This is a genomic window from Pseudomonas sp. DSP3-2-3, assembly GCF_049898225.1.
Taxonomy (GTDB): Bacteria; Pseudomonadota; Gammaproteobacteria; order Pseudomonadales; family Pseudomonadaceae; genus Aquipseudomonas.
Window position 1 is genome coordinate 42,395 of the sequence record NZ_JAFCXH010000007.1, and the last position, 18,426, is coordinate 60,820.

The 18,426-nt window shown below is 58.9% G+C and carries 19 protein-coding genes; 12 read left to right on the top strand and 7 right to left on the bottom strand.

Annotation, left to right across the window (positions count from 1 at the left end; all coding sequences use genetic code 11):
* The first annotated feature begins 2 nt into the window (after positions 1-2).
* Positions 3-701, top strand: a complete 699-nt coding sequence (locus tag ACP7E4_RS10395; protein ID WP_426114980.1) for a hypothetical protein — start codon at positions 3-5, stop codon at positions 699-701.
* Positions 702-776: 75 nt separating this feature from the next.
* On the opposite strand, the gene ACP7E4_RS10400 is transcribed toward ACP7E4_RS10395, so the two are convergent.
* The 3 genes from ACP7E4_RS10400 to ACP7E4_RS10410 form a co-directional block, all read right to left on the bottom strand.
* A complete protein-coding gene (locus ACP7E4_RS10400) occupies positions 777-992 on the bottom strand; it encodes a hypothetical protein (RefSeq protein WP_426114978.1) in 216 nt (71 codons plus the stop codon).
* A gap of 103 nt (positions 993-1,095) precedes the next feature.
* Positions 1,096-2,577 (bottom strand): methyl-accepting chemotaxis protein, encoded by a 1,482-nt coding sequence (locus tag ACP7E4_RS10405; RefSeq protein WP_426114976.1) that lies wholly within the window; start codon positions 2,575-2,577, stop codon positions 1,096-1,098.
* 98 nt (positions 2,578-2,675) lie between these two features.
* Positions 2,676-3,494: a TatD family hydrolase gene (locus ACP7E4_RS10410; RefSeq protein ID WP_426114974.1), complete on the bottom strand. Its 819-nt coding sequence runs from the start codon at positions 3,492-3,494 to the stop codon at positions 2,676-2,678.
* A gap of 190 nt (positions 3,495-3,684) precedes the next feature.
* On the opposite strand from ACP7E4_RS10410, the gene ACP7E4_RS10415 reads away from it, so the two are divergent.
* The 5 genes from ACP7E4_RS10415 to greB all read left to right on the top strand — a co-directional run bounded on the left by ACP7E4_RS10415 (position 3,685) and on the right by greB (position 9,040).
* Complete coding sequence (locus ACP7E4_RS10415) at positions 3,685-5,109, top strand: transglycosylase SLT domain-containing protein (RefSeq protein WP_426114972.1); 1,425 nt, start codon at positions 3,685-3,687, stop codon at positions 5,107-5,109.
* 96 nt (positions 5,110-5,205) lie between these two features.
* Entirely contained in the window at positions 5,206-5,640 is a 435-nt protein-coding gene (locus tag ACP7E4_RS10420) for a DoxX family protein (RefSeq protein ID WP_020289280.1), read from the top strand.
* Between the two features lie 865 nt (positions 5,641-6,505).
* Positions 6,506-6,814, top strand: coding sequence for a hypothetical protein (locus tag ACP7E4_RS10425; RefSeq protein WP_065834583.1), 309 nt, complete (start codon positions 6,506-6,508; stop codon positions 6,812-6,814).
* A gap of 269 nt (positions 6,815-7,083) precedes the next feature.
* Entirely contained in the window at positions 7,084-8,385 is a 1,302-nt protein-coding gene (locus ACP7E4_RS10430; RefSeq protein WP_426114969.1) for an OprD family porin, read from the top strand.
* 181 nt (positions 8,386-8,566) lie between these two features.
* A complete protein-coding gene (gene greB / locus ACP7E4_RS10435) occupies positions 8,567-9,040 on the top strand; it encodes a transcription elongation factor GreB (protein WP_426114967.1) in 474 nt (157 codons plus the stop codon).
* Positions 9,041-9,084: 44 nt separating this feature from the next.
* On the opposite strand, the gene ACP7E4_RS10440 is transcribed toward greB, so the two are convergent.
* Together ACP7E4_RS10440 and ACP7E4_RS10445 are read right to left on the bottom strand one after the other, a co-directional pair.
* Complete coding sequence (locus ACP7E4_RS10440; protein WP_426114965.1) at positions 9,085-11,598, bottom strand: ABC transporter permease; 2,514 nt, start codon at positions 11,596-11,598, stop codon at positions 9,085-9,087.
* Positions 11,598-12,281, bottom strand: coding sequence for an ABC transporter ATP-binding protein (locus ACP7E4_RS10445; RefSeq protein WP_065834587.1), 684 nt, complete (start codon positions 12,279-12,281; stop codon positions 11,598-11,600). The genes ACP7E4_RS10440 and ACP7E4_RS10445 overlap by 1 nt, the downstream gene beginning before the upstream one ends.
* Before the next feature lie 10 nt (positions 12,282-12,291).
* Here ACP7E4_RS10445 and ACP7E4_RS10450 point away from each other — a divergent pair, with 10 nt between their 5' ends.
* From ACP7E4_RS10450 to ACP7E4_RS10460, 3 genes are all read left to right on the top strand, one after another.
* Positions 12,292-12,897, top strand: a complete 606-nt coding sequence (locus ACP7E4_RS10450) for an arylesterase (RefSeq protein ID WP_065834588.1) — start codon at positions 12,292-12,294, stop codon at positions 12,895-12,897.
* Between the two features lie 57 nt (positions 12,898-12,954).
* Positions 12,955-13,248 (top strand): hypothetical protein, encoded by a 294-nt coding sequence (locus ACP7E4_RS10455; RefSeq protein ID WP_426114962.1) that lies wholly within the window; start codon positions 12,955-12,957, stop codon positions 13,246-13,248.
* Positions 13,249-13,330: 82 nt separating this feature from the next.
* Positions 13,331-14,293: a L,D-transpeptidase family protein gene (locus ACP7E4_RS10460; RefSeq protein ID WP_426114960.1), complete on the top strand. Its 963-nt coding sequence runs from the start codon at positions 13,331-13,333 to the stop codon at positions 14,291-14,293.
* A gap of 277 nt (positions 14,294-14,570) precedes the next feature.
* Here the strand turns inward: ACP7E4_RS10460 and oprI are convergent, their stop codons facing one another.
* The gene (oprI, locus tag ACP7E4_RS10465; protein ID WP_002553018.1) at positions 14,571-14,822 is read right to left on the bottom strand and encodes an outer membrane lipoprotei OprI; all 252 of its coding nucleotides are present in this window, start codon (positions 14,820-14,822) and stop codon (positions 14,571-14,573) included.
* Positions 14,823-15,414: 592 nt separating this feature from the next.
* On the opposite strand from oprI, the gene ACP7E4_RS10470 reads away from it, so the two are divergent.
* On the top strand, positions 15,415-15,696 hold the full coding sequence (locus tag ACP7E4_RS10470; protein WP_020289269.1) for a GNAT family N-acetyltransferase: 282 nt from the start codon (positions 15,415-15,417) through the stop codon (positions 15,694-15,696).
* A 73-nt stretch (positions 15,697-15,769) separates the two neighbouring features.
* Here ACP7E4_RS10470 and ACP7E4_RS10475 read toward each other — a convergent pair whose 3' ends face one another.
* On the bottom strand, positions 15,770-16,846 hold the full coding sequence (locus ACP7E4_RS10475; RefSeq protein ID WP_426114956.1) for a 3-deoxy-7-phosphoheptulonate synthase: 1,077 nt from the start codon (positions 16,844-16,846) through the stop codon (positions 15,770-15,772).
* 254 nt (positions 16,847-17,100) lie between these two features.
* Here ACP7E4_RS10475 and ACP7E4_RS10480 point away from each other — a divergent pair, with 254 nt between their 5' ends.
* Both ACP7E4_RS10480 and ACP7E4_RS10485 read left to right on the top strand, forming a co-directional pair.
* On the top strand, positions 17,101-17,436 hold the full coding sequence (locus ACP7E4_RS10480) for a thioredoxin family protein (RefSeq protein ID WP_426114954.1): 336 nt from the start codon (positions 17,101-17,103) through the stop codon (positions 17,434-17,436).
* Positions 17,437-17,466: 30 nt separating this feature from the next.
* Positions 17,467-18,423: a putative 2-dehydropantoate 2-reductase gene (locus ACP7E4_RS10485; protein WP_426114952.1), complete on the top strand. Its 957-nt coding sequence runs from the start codon at positions 17,467-17,469 to the stop codon at positions 18,421-18,423.
* Positions 18,424-18,426: the final 3 nt, after the last annotated feature.

Genomic DNA, 18,426 nt, shown 5'->3' on the forward strand with positions numbered 1-18,426 from the left:
CTATGAAAACGACAGATATTGATGAAATCCGGCAGCTTGAATTTTCGAATGACCCGTCGCTAGATTCTGCGATGATGAGCTGGAAAATCAAGGCGCATCCGCATCCAATGCGACTGATTGATATAGCGCTAGGAATGCTGACATCTATACCAGTTGGCTTTTTCCTTGCCGGACTACTATTTTATGAAGATGCGGCAGAAGGCAATTTCATCGCTAGCCAAAGTGCTTTTCCCATGTTGCTGCTACTTTTTCTCTGGTTAGTAGTTGCGAGAAAAAAAACGATATACAGCTACATCCTTACCGAAGACGGCGCCCACGTTGAAGATTGGCAAGACTACGCAAGTTTTACACCATACATTTTCAAAGGTATCGCAATCACCTTTTTTGTCGCGATCCTGACAATGATCGCCATGGAGCCAAGCTTCATATGGATGCTCGCCGGCCCTGGTGCGATGGCATTTGCGGCTTCTTCAAAACTGATGACGTTCGAAAATCCGGTCAGGCAACGCACCAAAAAATGGTCACGCTACGACCTTGTTTTTATCGACCGAAAAAGAAAAATGATCGTCACCAGCTACCAGAACAACACCATGGCCGGCTTCGAAATCCACGTCGAAAAACGCAAAATCGACGAAGTCGTAGCCCTTTTGAAAACCCTCATGCCCAACGCCGAGTTCCGCGAGCAGGAGTGGAAGTGGTGAGTGGAAGCATTTCAGCAAATACCGACTGAAGTAACGCTTTCCAGGATGAATCCGGTCCTACGGGATTCAGGCCAATCAATCCCCATTCCGCTGTATCCCCAGCCCTGCAATCAAGCCGATCACGCCGATCGCCAGCGATGAAAAGCTGCAGGAAATCAGGCCGTCGACGATCAGCAGCGCGGCGAGGATAAACAGCGGTCGCGCGATGATATTCAGTACAAGGTTGGCCGGAGGACGATGATTGTCGGCGTGCCATGGCCACGTGTGGAGACTGGAAAATCGCTTGCCCATGACTGCTGTCCTCTTCACTGCATCAAATCGATACCTGAAGAGTAGGCCTGACTCGCGAAGGCAGCGAATCAAGCCTGACTATCGGTGCAATAGGGCGGTTGCTTTACAGCTTGAGTTGGCCGATGGCCTTGCTCAACTCGCCGGCCAGGGTCGCAAGCTCGCCGCTGGTGGTGGCAGAGTCGACGGTCTGGTTCACCGTCCGTTCCGTCACGTCACGAATGCTGACCACGGCCCGATTCATTTCCTCGGCGACCTGACTTTGCTGCTGCGCGGCGACGGCGATCTGCGTGTTGCTCTCGCGCATCTGCGCAACCGCGCCAGCGATAGCAGCGAGCGCATCGCCGGCTTCCTGCGCCTGCTGCACGCATTCGTCCGCCTTGAACGAGCTGTCCTGCATGAAATCCACCGCGTCGCGAGTGCCGGCCTGCAACGCAGAAACCATGGTGGTGATTTCATCGGTGGAGGTCTGCACACGCTTGGCCAGATTGCGCACTTCATCGGCAACAACGGCAAAGCCACGGCCCATTTCGCCGGCCCGTGCGGCTTCGATGGCGGCGTTGAGCGCCAGCAGGTTGGTCTGTTCGGCAATGCTGTGAATCACGCCGACCACGCCGTTGATTTTCTGACTGTCTTCGGCCAGGCGCTGGATCATTTCGGCGGTTTGCTGCACACCAGTAGACAAACCAGCGATAGACACTTGAACGCGTTCGACCACAGCCTTGCCGCCGCCAGCCAGAGTGTCGGCGGTCTGCGACTGGTCTCGCGTGGTGCTGGCGTGTTGGGCAATGTGATAAACGGTGGCGGACATCTCGTTGATCGCGGTGGCGACCTGATCGGTTTCACTCTGCTGGCCGAGCATGCCGTGGCGCACGTCATTCATGCCGGCCGCCAGATGTGCAGCGCCCTGGTCCAGTCGTGCGGCGGTCTGGGCGACGGTGCTGACCACACGTTGATATCCGGCCTGCATCGCGTTGAACGCCTTGGCCATCTGGCCCACTTCATCTTCACCCGTCAGTGGCACGCGTGCCGACAGATCGCCGCTTTTCTCCACGTGGAGCATGACGTCCTTGAGGGTGTTGAGCTGGCTGAGCAGGAAACGAATCAGCAACTGCGACGCGCAGAGCATGGCCAGCATCAGCACGAACACGGCAACGGCGTAATTGACGAATCGAGCTTCCAGGACTTGCGTCACGTTTGGCGCGAAGGCCAGTACCGCCACGCGCTGCCCGTCAGTGCGAGCGACAACCTGGGCGCCGATCAAGGTATTTTCATCCGCCGACGTTTGCAGGTTCAGCTCGACCCAGCCGGTGCCACTGGCCAGTCGCGGCAATGATTGATCCTTGAATTTCGGCGTTTGACCCTGAGGGAGCACCAACAGATCGTTGCTTGCGGGAACTGCTTGCGCGGCGGGCCACGAGCCGATCAGACGGGCTTGCGCCTGGGCGGATTGACGAGCGCCATCGACGCGTGCCTGTTGTTCGAGTTGCGAGGCATAAATCACCAGCAACAGCGTGGTAATGAAGGCGACCGCGTTGACGGCCCAGAACTTGTACTTCAGCGAAAGATTGCTAAGCCAGGTGCCCATAAGAGGTCTTCTTTGGTTAGTCGTGGGTAGACGTGCGGCAAGGTGCCACCATGATGAGCCAATGATCAGAGAATATGTTGATTTGGGTCAAGCGGACGTTAGACGTGCGCGTCCGCAAGCTCGGGCAAGTCGAAAAAGGTCCGTGCGCAGCGGCTGCTATGGGCCGCCAGGTCTTCAGCGGTTTCGCCCCGATGCAGGGCCACTTCGCGCAACACTTCGGGCAGATAGGCCGGTTCATTGCGGCCGTTTTTCGGCTTGGGTCGCAAGGTGCGCGGCAGCAGATACGGCGCATCGCTTTCCAGCATAAAACGGCCACGGGGAATGTCGCGGACCAGCGGATGCAGGTGCGTGCCACGACGCTCGTCGCAGATCCAGCCGGTGATGCCAACGTGCAAATCCAGGTCCAGATAGCTGAACAAGGCCCGTTGTTCGCCGGTAAAACAATGCACGACAGCGGCGGGCAGACGGTCGCGATAGTCGCGCAGAATCTCCAGCAGACGCTGGCTGGCGTCACGTTCGTGGAGAAACACCGGCAATTGCAATTCGACCGCCAACGCCAGATGCGCCTCCAGGACTTTTTCCTGCTGCGGGCGCGGGGAAAAGTCGCGATTGAAATCCAGGCCACATTCGCCCACGGCGCGCACGCGATTTTCTTTGAGCAGGGCACGCAACTGTCGCTCGGTATCGGTGGTCCAATCGCTCGCTGAATGGGGATGAATCCCCGCAGTGCTGAACAAGTGCCGGGCGCCTTCATCCAGTTCGTGGCAGAGCTGCAAAGCCTGTTCGCTGCCTTCGATACTGGTTCCGGTAACGACCAGTTGGCAGACGCCCGCCGCATAGGCGCGATCGAGGACCGCCTGTCGTTGCGAGGCGAAGCTGGAATTTGTCAGATTGACGCCGATGTCGATGAGTTGCATGGTGCTACCTCAAGCCGGAGACCGCTGAGGATATCAGAGCTTCGGTGCTAAGAATAAAATGTATATATTTCAATCGGTTGAGCGCTGTTATTCAGTCTGTTGATAGAGTCAAGAGCAGTCGCGCCAAACCCGTGTCTGCAATTTCCCCTGTTTTTTCGTGCTTTTCGACCGGCATTTCCCTGGAGAGTGAATGATCCGAGCCTTGATTGTCCCCGTCGTTTTTCTGTTGGCGTTGGCACCGTTCCCGGCGAACGCGCGTCAGGCTGGCCCGCAACTGGTGCAACACAAAACCCAGGTCCGGGATCTGGCCGCTATCCGCAGCAGCAAGGTTTTGCGCGTGCTGGTCAACCAGAGCCGCAACAGTTCCGGCGATGTCCAGGGCGAAGAGATCGGCGTTGAATATCACCGGCTCCAGGCGTTCGAGAAATACCTCAACAGTCATTCTCGCGACGGCCAGCAGATCACCTTCAAAATCATTCCCAAAGCCAAGACTCAGTTGCTCAGCGCGTTGCGACGCGGCGAGGGTGATCTGGTCGCGCCCGGTGAATTGCTCGACGCCACGGGCGTGAAGGGCGTCGAGGCCAGCGCGCCCATCGTCAGTCAGGTGCCGTTGGTGCTGATCGGTGTCAAGGGCGAGCGCGCCTTCAAGCATGTGGAGCAATTGTCCGGCCGCACTTTGAGTCTGTCTGCGGGCAGCGCAGCCGATGAAGCGGTGCATCAGTTGAATCAACGCCTGGCGTTGCGCAAGCTGCCGCCGGTGAAGATCGAGTGGGTCGACCCGAGTCTGGCGGTGGAAGACGTGCTGGAAATGGTCCAGGCCGGGATCTTTCACCTGACTGTAGTTGAACAGCCAATCGCCGAGCGCTGGGTGCGGGTCATGCCGAAACTGCGCGTCGACCGGGCGTTGACCCTGAGCACCGGCAGCGACATGAACTGGTACGTGCGGCAGGACGCGTCGGTGTTGCACGCCACTATCGACAGCTTCCTCAAGACCTATCGCGCGCCCGCCGACCAGGATGTGGCGTTCCAGAAGGCCTATAAAAACCTCTATCGCGTACACAATCCTCTGGCCCGCGCAGATCGCCAGCGTCTGGAAGAGTTGCGTCCTATGTTGCAACGCCACGCCGATGCGCAAGGCATGGATTGGCTGAATCTGGCGGCCTTGGCGTTCAAGGAATCAGCGCTGGATCCGGGCGCCAAGGGCAGCGGCGGCGCCACCGGCCTGCTGCAGATTACCCCATCAGCTGCACAACGGGTCGGCGTGGGCAATATTCAGACTGCGGACAACAACGTGCAGGCCGGGGCCAAATACCTCGCGTTGATCCGCCGCAAGTTTTTCGCCGGTCCCAGGTTTAACGAGCGCGAACGCATGGCCTTTACCCTGGCGGCCTATAACCTTGGCCCGGAGCGCGTGCAGGGCATGCGTGTCGAGGCCAAACGGCGCGGCTTGAATCCGGACCAGTGGTTTTTCCAGACCGAGCGAGTGGCGATGGAACAGGCTGGAATGGGCGTGGTGAGCTACGTTAATAGTGTGAACAAATATTATCTTGCGTTTGATCGCGAGCGCGACTCTCTGGAAGACACCCGGCCCGGAAAACTGACAGTCAGGAAGTGATCGAAGTTACTGATAGGTATGATGGGTTTTATGCGCTTATCATATGTATAAATACGATTATGATGGCGCCATTACTTCACTAATGGAATGAACAGCATGAGCCCTCTGATCAAAGCAGTTTTCACTACCCGCGCCGGCTACGGCCTGACCATCGTGCGTATCCTGGTCGGCATCATTTTTATCGCTCACGGCAGCCAGAAGCTGTTTGGCGCATTTGGCGGTTATGGCCTGGAAGGCACCGGACAGTACATGGCCAGCCTGGGCCTGACCCCGGGTTACCTGATGGCCTTGCTGTCGGGCAGCGCGGAGTTCTTCGGCGGCCTGGGCCTGGTGATCGGTCTGTTGGCACGCCCGGCTGCGGTGGTGCTTGCGCTGACGCTGGTGGTGGCGATTTTCTCGGTGCATATCAGTCATGGGTTGTTCATGGCCAACAACGGTTATGAGTTCGCCCTGGCGCTGTTGGGCGGGGTTGTTGCGGTGTTGATCGAGGGTGCGGGCAAGGTGTCGGTGGATCGCGCGATTGGTGACTGATCGGTTGCCGCCCATACGCCGCCGCGTACTTGACTTGTGGGAGCGAGCTTGCTCCCACAAGGGAAATGCGTACATATCCGTTGTCGTGGTAACGGCGGCTTTTGGTTGCGCCCTTACGGCGCCTCACTTTTGAACAGCCCAAAAGTAAGCAAAAGGCTCTTGCCCCACCACTCGGTCCCTCGCTTTGGCTCGGCATGCCCGTAATCCGACATTGATTTGGAGGGTCGCCGCAAAGGGCCATCCCTGGCCCAGTGCGGCTAAACCGGCGTCCTGCCGGTTTCCCCTCCACATCAACATCGGATTCCGGCCAGCGTGGTTTGACGGGGCGCTTAAGATCAAGATCAAGGTCAAAAACAAAGCCAAAGCGGCGTTGAATCTGAGCGGACCGTATCTCAACTGTAGGAGCGAATTTATTCGCGAGGCGTTCGTGGCGGCGCCACAGATTTACGCCGTGAGCGCTGGCCTCCTTGTGGGAGCGAGCTTGCTCGCGAAGGACGTCAACGATGACGCGTGCTTTCTGGATAAACCCGGTGTCCATTCGTTTTTCGCGAGCAAGCTCGCTCCCACAGAAAGATGGCTGCTCCTGCTATTGATCGAAACCTCAACCCGCCATTACCGCAGCAACAGATATATCCCCGATCAACAAAACCGGCAGAGACGCACCGAACGATGGCATTTGACAATTAGCTGACGGCTTCTCTACGATGCTGCTCATGCGCCGATTTAAACAACTACTTGCGGGGCGCCAGGTAAGCATGATGCTTACCGATAGAAGTCTCAGGACTTCGAAATACCGCTAAAGCGTTGGTTCGGTGTTGCCTCTCACCGCTGCCCAGCGGATTTATTGAGGCTGAGACATAACATCATGACCCGTCTGCATCCCGTTGTTCGCATTTCCCCCATCGCCACTCAGTTCGCGCGTAAAAATCCAAAGATCCTCTTGGGCGGTTCCCATCAGCCGACATTGCTGCGTTATCTGGATGGCTGGCCACGACGTAATGGCGGGCCGCATGCATTCCTCATCCAGTTCGTCGACACCCTGCAATCCCTCGCGCAGTTCAAGGACGATCAATTCGACCTGGCAGTGCTGCAAGCGCCGGATGCCGAGCATGCCGAAGAGGTGATTCGCCATCTGACGCGTATCGCGCGACAAGGGTTGATAACCCGTTGCTGAATGGCGTTTGACGATTGCGCGCCGAGTTCTGGAACTTGATGCGTGCAGTGTCATGACCTCCTGAAACACTCGGAATAGAGCGCTTTGGCTCTATCAAGACCGAGGGCCGCTTGCAGACTAAAGTCGTCTGTAAGGGCCAAAAGCCTTCTGCCATCATTCTTTCTCACCTCGTGTAATCACTTCATCCCGGTCAACTTGTTGTCCGGGTGAAGGCTATTTATCTGGCTTATTGCGCTTCGCCGCAAACGCTGCATTGTTGGAGCTTTTTCATGCGTCCCCCTTTTCCTTTCACCACGGCGCGCCGTTCACTCGGCTGTGGCGCTTTGTTTCTGTACGCCGTTTTTTCCGCTCAGGTCCAAGCAAGCGGCTTCATCGATGACACAACGGCGAACGTCGAATCGCGCACGGTTTATTTCAACCGCGATTTCCGTGATGGGCACACGTCCACCGAGCAGGGCGCTTCCAAACGTGAAGAGTCGGCTCAGGGTTTCATTCTCAATGTGCAATCGGGCTATACAGAAGGCACCGTCGGTTTTGGTGTTGATGTGTTGGGCATGTTCGGGGTCAAGCTTGACTCCAGCGCCGACAGCAGCAACAGCGGCTTACTGCCTTCCACGGGTGAAAACCCTCGTGGCTCGAAAGACCAATACGCCAAGCTGGGGCTTACCGGCAAACTACGCATCTCCGACAGCGTACTGAAATACGGCGCCTTGTTGCCGGATGTTCCTTTGCTCAAGTACAACGACGGCCGCCTGCTGCCTACGATGTTCAACGGTGCAATGCTGACGTCCCGAGAGGTGAGGAATCTGACCTTCATGGCCGCGCGCCTCGACAAGTACACGGCCCGGGACTCCACCGATTCCCAAGACATCCGCGTGCACTGCAAGAATAAGCGCTATGCCTGCAACACCACGGCCGATCATTTCGACATGTACGGCTTGGACTACAAGATCAACGAGCGACTGACTGCCCAGTACCATTACGCGGAACTGGAAGATATCTATCGTCAGCATTTCGTTGGTCTGTTGGCCTCCCAGCCGCTGGGCGCAGGGTCCCTCAAGGCTGACTTGCGAGTGCTCAAGAGTGACGAGATTGGCGATGCTCGCGCCGGTTCCATCGACAACCGCGCCTTGAGTGGCATGCTGGCCTATGCCATCAGCGGCCACACGTTCAGCGCCGGTTGGCAGCGCATGAACGGCGATAATTCCATGCCGTACCTGGACGGGACGAATCCGTATCTGGTCAATTACGTGCAGGTCAACGACTTCGCTGCCGCTCAGGAACGGTCCTGGCAGTTGCGCTACGACTACGATTTCAAGGCCATCGGCATCAAAGGACTGAGTTTCCTGACCCGCTATGTGAGCGGTGACCACATCAAGGTGCTGGGTAGCGAGCAGGAGGGTAAAGAGTGGGAACGCGACAGCGAACTCAAGTACGTGGTGCAAGGTGGAACATTCAGGGATGTCAGCCTGCGTTTGCGTAATGCAACCTACCGCACCAATTACGAGAAGTTTGCCCGGGATGTGGATGAGACACGCTTGGTTGTGAGCTACAACTTCTCGGTATTGTGACCGGGTGCAGGTCGTCCTCTGCAAACTGAATGCGGGACGGCCTGCGTTGATCCAGCCGCGCACTTTCTTCACCTGCTCGATCCACGCGACAACTGCATTGCCGCAGCATGACTGTGATCTATACTCGCTGCCGATTCGCGATCCGGTCCGGTTGTAGATTTTCGAGAGTGAGAAAACCGTCTTGAGCACCAACATCATCACGAAGGAAGGGCATGACGCGCTGAAGCAGGAGCTGGATTACCTGTGGCGGGAGAAGCGGCCGGACACCACGCGCAAGGTCACGTGGGCGGCGTCGCTGGGCGATCGCAGTGAAAATGCCGACTACCAGTACAACAAGAAGCTGCTGCGGGAAATCGATCGCAGGGTTCGGTATCTGCGTAAACGTCTTGAGGACGTGCGCGTGGTTGCCTATTCGCCGGAGCAGGAAGGTCGCGTATTTTTCGGTGCCTGGGTCGAGATCGAAAATGAAGCGGGGGAGATCAAGAAATTCCGCGTGGTGGGTTACGACGAGATCTACGGTCGCAATGATTACATCTCCATCGACTCACCGATGGCTCGCGCGCTGCTGAAAAAAGAACAGGGCGATGAAGCCGTGGTCCAGACGCCGAATGGCGAGATGGTGTGGTGGATCAATAGCATCACCTACCCCGGCTGATTGCTGCCTCGCTGATCGACATCAGCGAGGCAGCCCCTCAGTATTCAACCTTCGCGCAATACCGTCAGCGGGCTGACATTCAACGCCCGTCGCGTCCCGAACACGCCCGCGCCGCCGACCAGCAGCGCACCAATCACCGGCAGCAACAGCAGCCACGCGTGCGGGTACCAGACCAGGTCGAAGGCGTAGCGATACAGGGCGAAGCTCACCAGTTCACAACCCAATGCCGCCAGCAGGCCGCTTACCGCGCCCAGCAAGCCAAACTCGATGCGTCGCGCCTTGACCAGCAACGCCCGCTCGGCGCCCAGCGCACGCACCAGCGCGCCCTGGCGGATGCGCTCGTCGAGGGTTGCCTGCAAGCCCGAGAACAGCACCGCGATGCCTGCCGCCAGCACGAACAGCAAGACGAATTGCACCGCCAAGGTGACCTGATCGAGGATGCTGCGCACCTGTGCCAGCAGCGCTTCGACGCCCAACAGGCTGATCGAGGGGAAGGCGCGCGACAGGTCGACGATCTGTTTGTCCTTGCCCGGCGGCAGGTAAAAACTGGTCATGTAAGTGGTGGGCAGGTCTTGCAGGGTGCCGGGTTCGAAGATGACGAAGAAGTTGGGCTGGAACGTGTCCCAGTTGATGTCCCGCAAGCTGGTGACCACTGCATCACGGGTCAGCCCGCCGACATTGAAACTCAGCCGATCGCCCAACTTGATGCTCAGGCTTTCAGCCAGTTTGGCCTCGACCGAAACGCCCGGAGTGGTCGCGGCGGAGGCGTCGGCCGGTGCCTGCCACCAATTGCCGGCCGTGACCTTGTTACCTTCCGGCAAGTCAGCGGCCCAGGTCAGGTTAAGGTCGCGGCGTGTGGCGTTTTCCCCACGGGAGTCCTTGGTGACAAAATCGCTGACCGGCTTGTCATTGATATTCATCAATCGCCCAGGCACGACAGGGTACAGCGGCGCTGAATGCGAAGAGATCTGCGTCAACTGTTGGCTGAAGCGGTCTTTGTCATCGGGCAGCACGTTGAGTACGAAGTAATTCGGCGCGTCCTTGGGCAGCTGGTTTTGCCAGGTGTCGAGCAGCTCGCCGCGCAGCAGGGCGATCAAGCCCATGGACAACAGGATCAGCCCGAAAGCCAGGGATTGTCCGGCTGCGGCCAGTGGATAGCGCAGCAACTGGCCCAAGCCGAGACGCCACGGCAACGAAGCGCCTGCCAGCAAGCGACGCAGGCTTTTCAAGGCTAGCAACAGCAGGCCCCCGAGGACCACGGCAGCAATCACGCCGCCGCCGAGCAAGGCGAATGTCAGCACCAGATCCAGGCTCAGTCGCCACATGATCAAACCCAGCGCCAGCAACGCGGCGCCGTACACCAGCCAGGAACTGGCGGGGATTGGCAGCATGTCACGGCGCAACACGCGCAACGGTGGAACCCGGCCCAATGCGGCGAGCGGCGGCAGGGCGAAGCCAGCCAGTGCCACCAGTCCGGTGCCGATGCCAGCCACTGCCGGCATCAGACCTCCCGGCGGAACTGCGGCAGGCAACAAATCATGCAGCAGAGCAAACAATCCGAGCTGCGCGACCCAGCCCAGTAACGCGCCGCTCAGAGCGGCCAGCATGCCGAGCATCGCCAGTTGCAGGCTGAACAGCAGCAACGCTTCGTTACGCGACAGGCCAAGGCAACGCATCAGCGCGCTGGCATCGAAGCGCCGCACGGCGAAGCGTGACGCCGACAACGCCACCGCAACGCCGGCCAGCAGCACCGCCACCAGACTCGCCATGTTCAGATAACGTTCGGCCTTGCCCAGCGCGCCGCCGATCTGTTGGCTGCCATCTCGGGCGTCCTTGATTTCCTGATGGGGTTCCATGCCCGGCTCGATGGCCTTGCGATAGGCGGCGAGAGCTTCAGGCGGGCCGCTCCACATCTCCCGAAAACTGACCCGGCTGCCCGGCTGGACGACACCAGTGGCTTGGAGGTCAGCCAGATTGATCATCACTCGCGGCGTGAGGCTGTAGAAATTGCCGGCACGGTCCGGTTCATAGGTCAGCACCCGAGTGAGCTTGAGGGTCTTGGAGCCGACATCAATGTCGTCGCCGATCTTCAGGTCAACCGCCGGAAACATCCGCGACTCAGCCCAGGCTTCGCCGGGTTTGGGCCCCTCGCTGACTTGCTCGGGTTGGTACAGATCGGCGGCGCTTTTCAGCTCGCCGCGCAGCGGGTAAGCGGTGTCGACGGCTTTGACGCTGGACAGCTGGATGCCAGCATCGGTGGCAATCACGCTGGAGAAAATCACCACTTGGGAATGGTCCAGCTTGAGCGCTTCGCCAGCCTCGATCTGCTGCGGCCTGGCCGGGCTTGACCCTTCAAGCACCAGATCGGCGCCCAGAAACTCCGTGGCGCGCATCAGCATCGCGCCGTTCAGGCGGGCGCCGAAATAACCGATGGCGGTGCTGGCGGCAACCGCCACCAGCAGGGCGAAGAACAACACCCGCAACTCACCGGCGCGGGCATCGCGCAGCAGTTGGCGGACAGCAAGGTTGAGCAGACGAACAAAAGGCAGGCGTGCCATCAAGGCTCCAGTGGGGCGACCAGACGGCCACCTTCGAGTCGGATCAGGCGTCGGCAACGGTGAGCCAGACGTTCGTCGTGGGTCACCAGAACCAGGGTCGTGCCGCGCTCCTTGTTCAGTTCGAACAACAGATCGCTGATCCGTTCGCCGGTGTGGCTGTCCAGGTTGCCGGTCGGTTCATCGGCGAACAACACGTCCGGGTCGGCGGCGAAGGCGCGGGCAATGGCGACCCGCTGCTGCTCGCCACCGGAGAGCTGGCGCGGCGTGTGAGTCAGGCGTTTGCCGAGACCGACCCGCTCAAGCAGCACGCGGGCTTGTTCGCGGGCATCCTTGCGGCCTTTGAGCTCCATGGGCAGCATGACGTTTTCCAGCGCATTCAGGCTGTCCAGCAGCTGGAACGACTGAAACACAAAACCCACGTGTTCGGAGCGGACCCGGGCGCGCTGATCTTCGTCCAGTTCGCTGAGGTTGCGTCCGGCCAGAACCACCGCGCCGGCGCTGGGCAGATCGAGGCCGGCGAGCAAACCGAGCAGCGTGGACTTGCCCGAACCCGAGGCGCCGACGATGGCCAGGCTGTCGCCCTTGTTTAGTTCCAGAGAGAGTTCGTGCAGGATGGTCAGGTCACCTTCGGTGCTGGGGACCACTTTACTGAGGCTCAGAGCACTGAGAATACTTTCACTCATGGAGAATCCGATGCGTGCGTGGTTTTTAAGTGCTGGCCTGGGGTTGCTGCTGCTGTCACAAGGAGCGGCGGCGGGCACGGTGTTGATCGTTGGGGATAGTATCAGCGCGGCTTTCGGCCTGGATACCCGCGTGGGATGGGTATCGTTGCTGGAACAACGCATGAAACAGGAAGGTTTCACCGACAAGGTGGTCAATGCGTCCATCAGTGGCGACACCAGTGCGGGAGGTCAGGCGCGGCTGCCTGCGCTGCTTGCAGAGCATAAGCCGGAGCTGGTGATCCTTGAATTGGGCGGCAATGATGGCCTGCGTGGCCAGCAACCAGCTTCTTTGCAACAAAATCTTGCAACGATGATCGACAAGTCCCGTGAGGCGGGCGCCAAGGTGTTGCTGCTGGGCATGCAGATCCCGCCCAACTACGGGCCGCGCTACACCAATGCGTTCAAGGCGGTCTACAGCACCCTGGCGGAAGAGAAAAAAGTGCCGCTGGTGCCGTTTTTCCTCGAAGGCGTGGGCGGTATTCCCGAGTTGATGCAGGCCGATGGACTGCATCCGGCTGCCGGAGCCCAGGGCAAGTTGCTGGAAAATGTCTGGCCGACGCTAAAACCGCTGCTTTGAGGCTTTTCTAGCGGGGGGCTTTCGGCTAAGGTGGCGCCCCCCGATCTGGAGCCCTCCATGCCCCGTCCCGCCTGGTCCCTGTATGCCTATCAACTGATCGAGCCTGATGAACAGCTCGACCTGTTCGCGTGCCAGGAAGTAAAGGTGCATCTGGTTGCCCGGCAACTTGAGCTGGGCGGCACCATTGATCGCACGCTGTGCGGCACGTTGTTGCCGGCCCAGCCGCGCTGGTCGGCGGTCGCAAGGACGGTATTTCGCGACGAGCGCCTGTGCTCATTGTGCCGCGCCATCGTCGAGGCGCAGAAGCGCGGGACACGGCCGATCTGGCCGGAATTGCGCTTCAACGAGTAATAGCACGCCGCCTCCCGATTGCGCTGGCAGCGGTGTACAATTCGCTTCTTTCTACCCGCCGTCGTTGCCAAGGATTTCCCGGATGTTGTCGCGCATTCCAGCCGTTACCCGCTGTCTGTCGCTTGCTGCACTGTGTGCGGCGGGCTCCGTTTCCGCTTTGGAATTCCCTCTGCCACCGCCCGGCGAAGATATCGTTGGCCAGGTGCAGACGGTTACCGCCAGGTACGAAGACACCTTCGCCGACCTGGGTACCCAGTACGATCTGGGTTATCTGGAGATGATCGCGGCCAATCCGGGCATCGATCCGTGGCTGCCGGGCGCTGGCCGGCAAATTGTGTTGCCGACGCGCTTCGTGCTGCCACCGGGTCCGCGGGAAGGCATTGTCATCAACCTCGCCGAATACCGCCTTTACTACTACCCCAAAGGCCAGAACGTCGTACACACCTATCCGCTGGGTATCGGCCGTGAGGGTTGGGGTTCACCGATTGCAGTGACCAAGGTCATTGCCAAGACGCCCAATCCTACCTGGACGCCTCCGGCTTCGATTCGGGCCGAGCACGCCGCTGACGGTGATCCGTTGCCAGGCGTGGTGCCAGCCGGGCCTGATAATCCCCTGGGACCCTTCAAATTCGGCCTGGGCTTGCCCGGTTACCTGATTCACGGTTCGAACAAGAAGTTCGGTATCGGCATGCGTACCAGCCATGGCTGCTTCCGCATGTACAACAACAACGTGCTCGAACTGGCCGGCATGGCCCCCGTTGGTACGCCGGTACGGATCATGAGCGAGCCCTACAAATTTGGCATAAGTGGCGGCAAGGTTTATCTCGAAGCGCACACACCGCTCGACGAGAGTGGTAATCCATCGATCGTGGATAAACACACGGCCGTGATCAACGCCTTGCTCAAGCGCGAAGACCTGGCCAATAACCTGCGCATGAACTGGGATCTGGTTCGCGACGTAGTGGCTGCCGAAGACGGTATGCCGGTAGAGATCGCAGTGCCGGGTGCGGCGGTGGCGGCGAGTAATTCTTTGCCGTTGCAGTAAACAGGCTCGGGTTACAGGCTCTCGCTCCAACGGATCTGCACGTACAGCCGATGCATTTGCGTCTACTGGAATGCCGTCTTCCCGGCTAAAGCCGGTCCCACAGTGGGACCGGCTTTAGCCGGGAAGGCGTCGGTTCAGACAATACGTCTGGCGCCTGGCGCCTGGCGGTTGCCCCCGGACATAGAATCTCCAACGGGATGGGCTTTGTCGACAAAATCGCAGCCACAAAAAAGCCGACCCGGAACCGGGTCGGCTTATCAATAATCCCGAGGGATTATTACTTGCGGCTAGCCTTGTCCAACATACGCAGAGCGCGTTCGTTGGCTTCGTCAGCAGTTTGCTGAGCTTTTTGAGCGGCAGCCAGAGCTTCGTCAGCCTTGCGATAGGCTTCATCAGCGCGAGCTTGCGAACGAGCTGCTGCGTCTTCGGTAGCTGTCAGACGAGCTTCGGTTTCTTTGGATACGCTGCTGCAACCGGTGGCCAGAACTGCAGCCAGAGCCAGAGCAGAGAATTTCAGAACGTTGTTCATCGTGTTCCCCTTCAAGGACTTTTTTTCAATTTAGTCATCTCTCGAAAGTGAGAAAATGACCGGCGTACATACTACCCATTGTTTGTAGTAAGTAAACTGACCAAGCGCAAGATGCGTACAAATTTCTTGGCTTTGAAAGTGTTCGGGGTAACTCCTCATGCTTTTTGTCTAAAAAATATCCAGGTCCGGGTCGACATGGCTTCAGCTCGGCCCAAGGCACGGGGCTGGCGGATCTAGTGAAACTGAAATGGCTGCAATTAATCGTAGTCAACGCATCGCGGCGTTGCCATTAACAGTTGTGACTAATTCCCGAGGTATTTACCTGCTGTCTTCGTGACTTTCAATTGGTCAGCACGTCTTAATCGACAGGATTCGGTGAGGATCGGTTCATCAGATGTTCAATCGCGATTTTTGCGGTCGACACCCTTGAGCATATTCCCCAATGACGCCTACTATTTGCAGGTGCTCTTTTGTTGGGATCAGCAAGGCTCTTCTCGGTGTCCAAAACAGGCACGGGGTGGCGTAGATGTTCCTTCGCCGGAAAAACATCGGTAAGGTAGGGGTCCAATTCCAAGACCCGCGAGGAGTAGTGATGAGCGAGGCGTTGTCCATCCACCATGATCAGAACGGTCACCAGTTCGAGATCAATATAGAAGGTCACCGTGCCTACCTGACCTATATGGACCTGGGTAAGCAGACTCTGGATATTTACCGGACCTTCGTACCCAATGCCCTGCGTGGCAGGGGCATTGCTGCGGCGCTTACCGAGCAGGCGCTCGATTATGCCGACAGAATGGGTTACACCGTGATTCCGTCATGTTCCTATGTCGAGCGTTACATGGAACGTAACCAGCGCCAGGCCGCCAAGATCTGACTTACGCCTTAGACTGACTGTGCAATGAAAAACGCCGAGCATTTGCCCGGCGTTTTTGTTTCTGCGTGCAGGCTTAACCGCGTTCGCGCTTGGGCAACACATCCTTGAGTTTGGCGTGCATGCTGCGCAGGGTTTTTTCGGTGCTTTCCCAATCGATGCAGGCATCGGTCACGGATACGCCGTATTGCAGTTCAGACAGATCTTTCGGAATTGCCTGACAACCCCAGTTCAAATGACTCTCAACCATCAGGCCAATAATCGACTGGTTGCCTTCCAGAATCTGGTTGGCCACGTTTTCCATGACCAGCGGCTGCAAGGCCGGGTCTTTGTTGGAATTGGCGTGGCTGCAATCGACCATGATGTTCGGCTTGATGCTGGCCTTGTTCAGCGCCTGTTCGCAGAGCGCGACGCTCACCGAGTCGTAGTTTGGCTTGCCGTTGCCGCCACGCAGGACCACGTGACCGTAGGCGTTGCCCTTGGTGGTCACGATGGAGACGCCGCCTTCCTGGTTGATACCCAGGAACCGGTGCGGGCTGGAAACGGACTGCAAGGCGTTGATCGCCACGGTCAGGCCGCCGTCGGTGCCGTTCTTGAAGCCGACTGCCGAGGACAGGCCCGAAGCCATTTCCCGGTGCGTCTGGGATTCGGTGGTGCGTGCGCCAATGGCCGACCAGCTGATCAGGTCCTGCAAGTATTGCGGGGAGATCGGGTCGAGCGCTTCGGTTGCGGTCGGCAGGCCCATTTCGGCCAGGTCCAGCAGCAGTTGACGACCGATGTGCAGGCCATCCTCGATCTTGAACGAGTCATCCAGATACGGGTCGTTGATCAGGCCTTTCCAGCCAACGGTTGTACGCGGCTTCTCGAAATAGACACGCATGACCAGATACAGGGTGTCAGACACTTCCGCAGCCAACGCCTTGAGGCGTTCGGCGTACTCGTGTGCAGCCTTGATATCGTGGATCGAGCACGGCCCGATCACCACGAACAGGCGATGATCCTTGCCGTCGAGGATGTTGCGGATGACTTCGCGGCCCTGGCTCACGGTGCGCAAGGCAGCAGCAGTGAACGGGATTTCACGCTTGAGCTGATCCGGCGTGATCAGAGTCTCGTTGGAAGAAACGTTGAGGTCGTCAATCGGTAGATCAGCCATCGTGTTCTCATCAGGTCACGGTGCTGGCCGCCAACGTAGCCCGTGCGGCGAAGCCAGCATGATTGGAGCGCAGCGGGGAGCGGAACCTTAGCGCGTTAGGCCGTTGTTCGACAATGGGCAAACACGGCTTTATCCCTTTGGAATGGCTGGATGGTCGCTGCTGAAGCAGGTTTTTTCGTCTTCGAGCGTTATAAGGATATTTGCAAGCGCCAGCGGGGGAACGGATAGTGTGCAGCCCAACAGGAGGCGTTTTCTTGGATCAGCTTGAACTGAGCGACTTCGATGTCGATCAACAACTGCTGCAATTGGCCGGTACATCGCTGCTGATTTTCACCAGCGTCGGCTGTGCAAGCTGCCGTTATGCCCGGCAACAGCTGCCCCGGCTGGATTTACCCGTGCAGCGCTTGTGCTGGATCGATGCCGAAGAAAACGGCGGTGCGGTAGAGCGTTATGAAGTGTTTCACTTGCCGGCACTGTTCATCGTGCGCGACGGCCAGTTTTTCGGGGCGCTGCGCACGCCGCTCACCGACAGCGCAATCCGCGACGCCTTGAACCTGGGATTGACCCGCGACCCCGATGAACTGCCCTGAGCACGGCAATCAACCAGCAAGGAGAACGGCATGAGCCGTGAAGTGACGCGACCCCGAATCGGAATCATCGGCACCGGCGCCATCGGTGGTTTCTATGGCGTGATGCTGGCGCGTGCCGGTTTCGATGTGCATTTTTTGCTGCGCAGTGAGTTTGCTGCAGTGACGCAACACGGCTTGCGGGTGGACAGCGCGGTGTTTGGCGAATTGACGCTGAATCCGGTGCAGGCCTATTCGTCTGCCGCTGACATGCCGCCCTGCGACTGGTTGCTGGTGGGCGCCAAGGCTACCAGCAACGCCGCGCTGGCACCGGCCATTGCCCAGGCCGCTGCGCCGGGTGCCAGGGTGTTGGTCCTGCAGAACGGCCTCGGCGTCGAAGACAGTCTGCGCAGCCTGCTACCTGATTCGCTGCATCTGCTGGGCGGTCTGTGTTTCGTCTGCGCGCATCGTACGGCGCCCGGAATCGTCGCGCATCAGGCGTTCGGTGCGGTGAGTCTGGGTTACCACAGCGGCTCGGCGGACGATGCGGCCAGTCAACTTGCGCTGGTGGAGCAGGGCGCAAGCCTGTTCCGTTGCGCCGGCCTCGAAGCGCACGCCATGCCCAACCTGCAACAGGCGCGCTGGCAGAAGCTGGTCTGGAATATTCCCTACAACGGTTTGTCGGCATTGCTGCAAGCCAGCACCACGCCGCTGATGGCGGACCCGCAGAGTCGCGAGCTGATCCGGGCGCTGATGGACGAAGTGGTGCAGGGCGCTCAGGCGTGCGGCCACGTATTGCCCGAAGGTTTCGCACAGCATCTGTTCACGGTTACCGAGAAAATGCCGGATTATCGACCCAGCATGTATCACGATTTTCAGGAGCGGCGTTCCCTCGAACTTGAGGCTATCTACGCCGTGCCACTGGCTGCGGCAGCGCAAGCGGGCTGTGACATGCCGCGTGTGCGCATGCTGTATCAGGCGCTGGCTTTTATCGATGCACGAAACAGCTGATCA

Bases quoted from the DNA above. Each gene is read 5' to 3' on its own strand.
- ACP7E4_RS10450 (WP_065834588.1), top strand. From the start codon at position 12,292: ATGCGTGCGTGGTTTTTAAGTGCTGGCCTGGGGTTGCTGCTGCTGTCA.
- ACP7E4_RS10400 (WP_426114978.1), bottom strand. From the start codon at position 992: ATGGGCAAGCGATTTTCCAGTCTCCACACGTGGCCATGGCACGCCGAC.
- ACP7E4_RS10460 (WP_426114960.1), top strand. From the start codon at position 13,331: ATGTTGTCGCGCATTCCAGCCGTTACCCGCTGTCTGTCGCTTGCTGCA.
- ACP7E4_RS10415 (WP_426114972.1), top strand. From the start codon at position 3,685: ATGATCCGAGCCTTGATTGTCCCCGTCGTTTTTCTGTTGGCGTTGGCA.
- ACP7E4_RS10485 (WP_426114952.1), top strand. From the start codon at position 17,467: ATGAGCCGTGAAGTGACGCGACCCCGAATCGGAATCATCGGCACCGGC.
- ACP7E4_RS10410 (WP_426114974.1), bottom strand. From the start codon at position 3,494: ATGCAACTCATCGACATCGGCGTCAATCTGACAAATTCCAGCTTCGCC.
- ACP7E4_RS10445 (WP_065834587.1), bottom strand. From the start codon at position 12,281: ATGAGTGAAAGTATTCTCAGTGCTCTGAGCCTCAGTAAAGTGGTCCCC.
- ACP7E4_RS10470 (WP_020289269.1), top strand. From the start codon at position 15,415: ATGAGCGAGGCGTTGTCCATCCACCATGATCAGAACGGTCACCAGTTC.
- oprI (WP_002553018.1), bottom strand. From the start codon at position 14,822: ATGAACAACGTTCTGAAATTCTCTGCTCTGGCTCTGGCTGCAGTTCTG.
- ACP7E4_RS10420 (WP_020289280.1), top strand. From the start codon at position 5,206: ATGAGCCCTCTGATCAAAGCAGTTTTCACTACCCGCGCCGGCTACGGC.
- ACP7E4_RS10475 (WP_426114956.1), bottom strand. From the start codon at position 16,846: ATGGCTGATCTACCGATTGACGACCTCAACGTTTCTTCCAACGAGACT.
- ACP7E4_RS10440 (WP_426114965.1), bottom strand. From the start codon at position 11,598: ATGGCACGCCTGCCTTTTGTTCGTCTGCTCAACCTTGCTGTCCGCCAA.
- ACP7E4_RS10430 (WP_426114969.1), top strand. From the start codon at position 7,084: ATGCGTCCCCCTTTTCCTTTCACCACGGCGCGCCGTTCACTCGGCTGT.
- ACP7E4_RS10455 (WP_426114962.1), top strand. From the start codon at position 12,955: ATGCCCCGTCCCGCCTGGTCCCTGTATGCCTATCAACTGATCGAGCCT.
- ACP7E4_RS10405 (WP_426114976.1), bottom strand. From the start codon at position 2,577: ATGGGCACCTGGCTTAGCAATCTTTCGCTGAAGTACAAGTTCTGGGCC.
- ACP7E4_RS10425 (WP_065834583.1), top strand. From the start codon at position 6,506: ATGACCCGTCTGCATCCCGTTGTTCGCATTTCCCCCATCGCCACTCAG.
- ACP7E4_RS10395 (WP_426114980.1), top strand. From the start codon at position 3: ATGAAAACGACAGATATTGATGAAATCCGGCAGCTTGAATTTTCGAAT.